This is a genomic window from Thiorhodococcus mannitoliphagus, assembly GCF_010915725.1.
GTDB lineage: Bacteria > Pseudomonadota > Gammaproteobacteria > Chromatiales > Chromatiaceae > Thiorhodococcus > Thiorhodococcus mannitoliphagus.
Window position 1 is genome coordinate 1 of sequence record NZ_JAAIJR010000232.1, and the last position, 4,240, is coordinate 4,240.

The 4,240-nt window shown below is 55.7% G+C and carries 4 protein-coding genes; all 4 read left to right on the plus strand.

All coding sequences use genetic code 11. The features are described from left to right. Positions 1 to 77 precede the first annotated feature (77 nt). The 4 genes from G3480_RS25230 (at position 78) to G3480_RS25245 (ending at position 3,820) form a co-directional block, all read left to right on the plus strand. Positions 78 to 1,031: an AAA family ATPase gene (locus G3480_RS25230; protein WP_164656973.1), complete on the plus strand. Its 954-nt coding sequence runs from the start codon at positions 78 to 80 to the stop codon at positions 1,029 to 1,031. Between the two features lie 79 nt (positions 1,032 to 1,110). Continuing rightward, a complete protein-coding gene (locus tag G3480_RS25235) occupies positions 1,111 to 1,992 on the plus strand; it encodes a hypothetical protein (protein WP_164656974.1) in 882 nt (293 codons plus the stop codon). Between the two features lie 666 nt (positions 1,993 to 2,658). Next, positions 2,659 to 3,132, plus strand: coding sequence for a hypothetical protein (locus G3480_RS25240; RefSeq protein WP_164656975.1), 474 nt, complete (start codon positions 2,659 to 2,661; stop codon positions 3,130 to 3,132). Between the two features lie 37 nt (positions 3,133 to 3,169). Beyond that, on the plus strand, positions 3,170 to 3,820 hold the full coding sequence (locus G3480_RS25245) for a hypothetical protein (RefSeq protein WP_164656976.1): 651 nt from the start codon (positions 3,170 to 3,172) through the stop codon (positions 3,818 to 3,820). Positions 3,821 to 4,240: the final 420 nt, after the last annotated feature.

Sequence of the window (4,240 nt, forward strand, 5' to 3'; positions counted from 1 at the left end):
CGTATTTATTTATCGATTCAAGCCAGAATTATAACACCATTTCAGCGAGTTAATGGGCGTATGTCAGGAGTTCTGCAGTGCCCTTCGTGACGCCGCCGCGCTCGGTGCGCCGCCAAATGGCCGAGCGTCATCTGGGGGCCTGCGGGCTCGCGCCCGACCTGCTCGACGAGCTGGCGGCCGACCCCAAGTTGGCCCCGGCCCAGCTCGGTGCGGCACGGCGGCTGCTCGATCTGCGTCCGGGCGCCGCCCCTGAGACCACGGTGCGCGAGGGGGTCGCGGCCCTGCGCGGCCTGCTGCACGGCGCGCCGGCACCGCGGCGACGCGCGCCGGCGACGGACTTCGAAGTTGCCTACCTCAATCTCTCCGGCGGGCTGTCGCCGAGCGCCCTCGTCCAGGCGCTGCAGCGCCAGGGCCGAGGGAGCCTCTGCTGCTATGGGCCGCCCGGCACCGGCAAGACCGCCTTCGCCGAGGTGCTCGCCGAGGCGCTGGATCGGGAGCTAGTGGCCCAGCGCGCCTCGGACCTGCTCTCGCCCTATGTCGGCGAGACCGAGCAGAACCTGGCACGGCTATTCCGCGAGATGGATCCGACCCAGACGGTCCTGCTGCTCGATGAGGTCGACAGCCTGCTCGCCGATCGGCGCCAGGCCCAGCGCAGCTGGGAGCGTACCCAGGTCAATGAGCTGCTGCAGCAGATGGAGCACTTCCCGGGGATCCTGGTGGCCGCGACCAATCTGATGAGCGGGATCGATGGCGCCGCACTGCGCCGCTTCGATTTCAAGCTGGGCTTCCGGGCGCTGACGCCCGCGCAACGGCTAGCCTTGTTCGCGCGCGAGGCGCTAGGCGATGCGCGGGCGCCGGTCCCGCCGGCGCTGGCGCGGCATCTGGAGGGGCTGGAGCACTTGACACCGGGCGACTTCGCCAATGTCTGCCGGCAGCGGACCTTGCTGGGAGAGGATTTGACGCCCGAGCACTTCCTGCGTCGGCTGATGGCGGAGTGCCGGCTCAAGGGCGGGGCGTTGCGGGCGGCCTGAGGACCCGGTGGTCCTTGGAACGCTTGGCCAGGGATGGCCCACCCGGATCGATCACACCTTCAACCCATGAGGACAACCCATGTCAGAATCGAATCCACGTGACCTCACCCGCCAGGACAGCGACGACAGCCGCCGCGATGGTCTCAGCATCGAGACCGCCATCGTCATCCGGGCTGAACACGCCTCGATTGGCGTCGCGATGGAATACGACACGGTGACCGCCCGGCACGGCGCCTACGGTGAAGCCTGGACCCTGGCGTCGCAGCGACTGCGGCTCATGGAGGACAGGCGTTACGACATCCTGCGGATCCTGCTGAAGACCGGCGAAGAGGTGACCTACTTTCTCGACATCACGGAGTGGTACGGCAAAGACGAGTCGCAGCCGAATCTCGCCGAGATCGCGGCCTGGATCGATGACGACGACGCCGACTGGAACATCCAGGTCGAGAATGACGAAGGCGCCCTGCCCCCGCAAGCCAGCGCTGACCGCCAAGGCGATGGCCACAGCCTGGAGACCGCCGTGGTCATCCACGCCCAGACGATCTGGTCCAGCGTTTGCGAGGAATGCGACTTTCTGATCCTCAAGCATGGCCCCCTTGCGGACTGGACGGCGGAGTTCCAAGCCTGCTTCTCCAGAAACGCGCGGCATTACGATCGGATCGAGGTGATCCCAAGGCAGGGGGAGCCGCAAACCTATTACTTCGATGTGACCAAGGGTTACGAAGACGGCCTACACGAGGTGTCCATGAAACAAGGGCTGATGAGGACACGCCGCAATCCCGGGGCCTATTTGCGAGTCATGATCGACACGGCCGCCACGGCACGGGTGTTCCGCGAGCCCGAGGCGGCGGCCTTGTGGGCCGAGGCCGTCGCGCTCGTCAACGAACAATTCGAGCGACGGCAAGCCCGCCGCGTGTTGGCCGATGCCTTGTTGACCACGCGGCGGTTGATGCGGGAGTGACCCTCTAAACCGCGCCGACTCATCGCCCGCAAGGGCCGTGAGACGGGGTAATGGCGGACAATCGACTATGCCACGCTGGGCGCGGTTTCGATCATGGCCCGCGCCATGTTTTCCGGCGACGGCTGAGGGGCTAGAGCGGGCACGAGGGGCGTTTTGTCTTTGTCCTCTTGGATCCGTCACGGCGCGCGGCTGCGCGGCCATCGGTGAGTTTACAGCCAGGCTCTCGTTCAGCTACAAACACGTGTCGGGCGGATGCCCGAGAGGACGATCCGCCAATACCCTTGGTCACGTCGGCGCGGAAAGGGCTGGTGAAAACACGGCGACTAAATTAAATTCAAGCTTGGCAGGATAGTCGAGCATAGTCTGATTCACTCATTGAACTCGCTCTTCTCAAGATCGTGCACCTCGGAAGTTAGGCTAATGCTTCCAAGATCATCGCCGAGCGAAGCACTCAGCCTTTGCTGGGGGAGCGACCGTACCCAAGGAAGCATTAACAAATCGAGTGCCCCTTTGAGCGGCTCACCAATCCCGAAACCCCCAGCGCTACCGGGGGATAGTTACTGAATGGTGTTGATAATGACAAATAAGAAGCCCATCAATCTCTTGCTCGCGAAGATAACCATTATCTTTTGTGCTTGCCTAATCTCTGGATGCGGCAACGATAACTTGGAGGAGATCGACAAAGTAACCAGCCAGCTTGAAAGTTGTAATCAGGATTTAAGATCAACAATGGAGCAAATTGCACGCTATGAAACACAACTGGATTTTGATAAAAAAACACTACAACAAGCTTACGAAAAAGAGTTCAGAAAGGATATAAAGAATGAAGTCATTAGTAGCTCCATCCCATATTTTTTTGCTTTAGCGGCCATTATGATTTTACTTTTGATTTCGATTTTCTTCTATTTTCAAAATAACTTAAATAAAGAGAACGCTAAGAGGCAAGCCGAATTTAACAAAAAAGAAACTGAACTGGCCTCCAAGCAAGCCAAGTTAGATTCAGACTATGCCGACATTGAAAACAAAAAAGCAGAGGCGCTCAAAGATATATATGTGCATGACGAATACGGTAAAAAGCTCGGGGAGGCAATAAGTTTTTTGAAGCACGAACTCGGTAAAGATATAGATACTGCTTTATAGCATATATTTCACACCAAAAAATGAAGAGATTGCACTCATGACTAGTAACGAAACATATATCCCTCAAGATAGTGACATAGCGATCTATCGTGGCATATTTGAGAAGCATCACAATGAAATCACTGGACTTTACAGGGAGGCAATTGGTTCTGGCCTAGGACTAGTAAAATTAGTTTTTGAGCATAACAATGAGGTTTTCAGAAAAATCCTTTCTGTTGCGCAAGGCATTTCTGAACTTGGAGAAGGAAGTATTGATCGTATCTCAGAATACAGCAAGATACTGATAGATCTTGATAACAAACATCGTATCATGTCAGAAAACCACAAAAAAATGCAAATAAAAATAGCCATAACAGAGCATAAGCTAAACGAGCTAAAACTGCAATTTAGAGAAGAGGAGGGAAAATACAAACAGATCATTGACTTAAAAGAAAATATTGATGCCAAGCTATACAGATCGCAGCGTATCAAATCATTAATTCAAAGCTTGGAAATAGCTGAAGCAATCAACAGGCTCAAGAAAGAACTAGTTAGCAATAAACGCGATATTACCCGCTCAGAAGCACAGCTTGTTTTGGCTGATCATATTCGTAATACCTTCAGATATAAACAGTATGGCGAAATACATGATATTAAACGCAGCCTTGGGAGCGTAAGGATAATTGCCGAGCATTTCGCTCCTGGATAAAGGGGACCGATTATTTTTGGGCGCCTATGGACATCGCCTGCTCTAGCGGAGCTTTATCCCGAAAACTCGAACGAAACAGCCCGGCTATTCTTTCCGTCATGCTTCATCCAGTCTTACACACGTACGACATTGGCTCAGGCTGTCTCTTCGTCATGCCCGCCCACTCTCCTTCTGGCTGCCCCAAAAGATCGACGCACTCTTGGATCTGAGCGTCACCCAGGTGCTCTCGCTGTTGGAAGAGGAGGAGCCAGCGAGCCTGCACCTGGATACAGAGCCAACCCTCTGCGCCCAGCCCGCGTAGGGCGGATGCCCGAGAGGGCGATCCGCCTTTGCTGCCCGTCCAGCAATGCCATGGACTTAGCATCTAAGGCTATGATTCTATTAAAATAAGGCATCTTCGCAGGAACCTTGTAGGAGCAT

Coding starts and splice junctions, on each gene's coding strand:
- G3480_RS25235 (WP_164656974.1), top strand. CDS start 1,111: ATGTCAGAATCGAATCCACGTGACCTCACCCGCCAGGACAGCGACGAC.
- G3480_RS25245 (WP_164656976.1), top strand. CDS start 3,170: ATGACTAGTAACGAAACATATATCCCTCAAGATAGTGACATAGCGATC.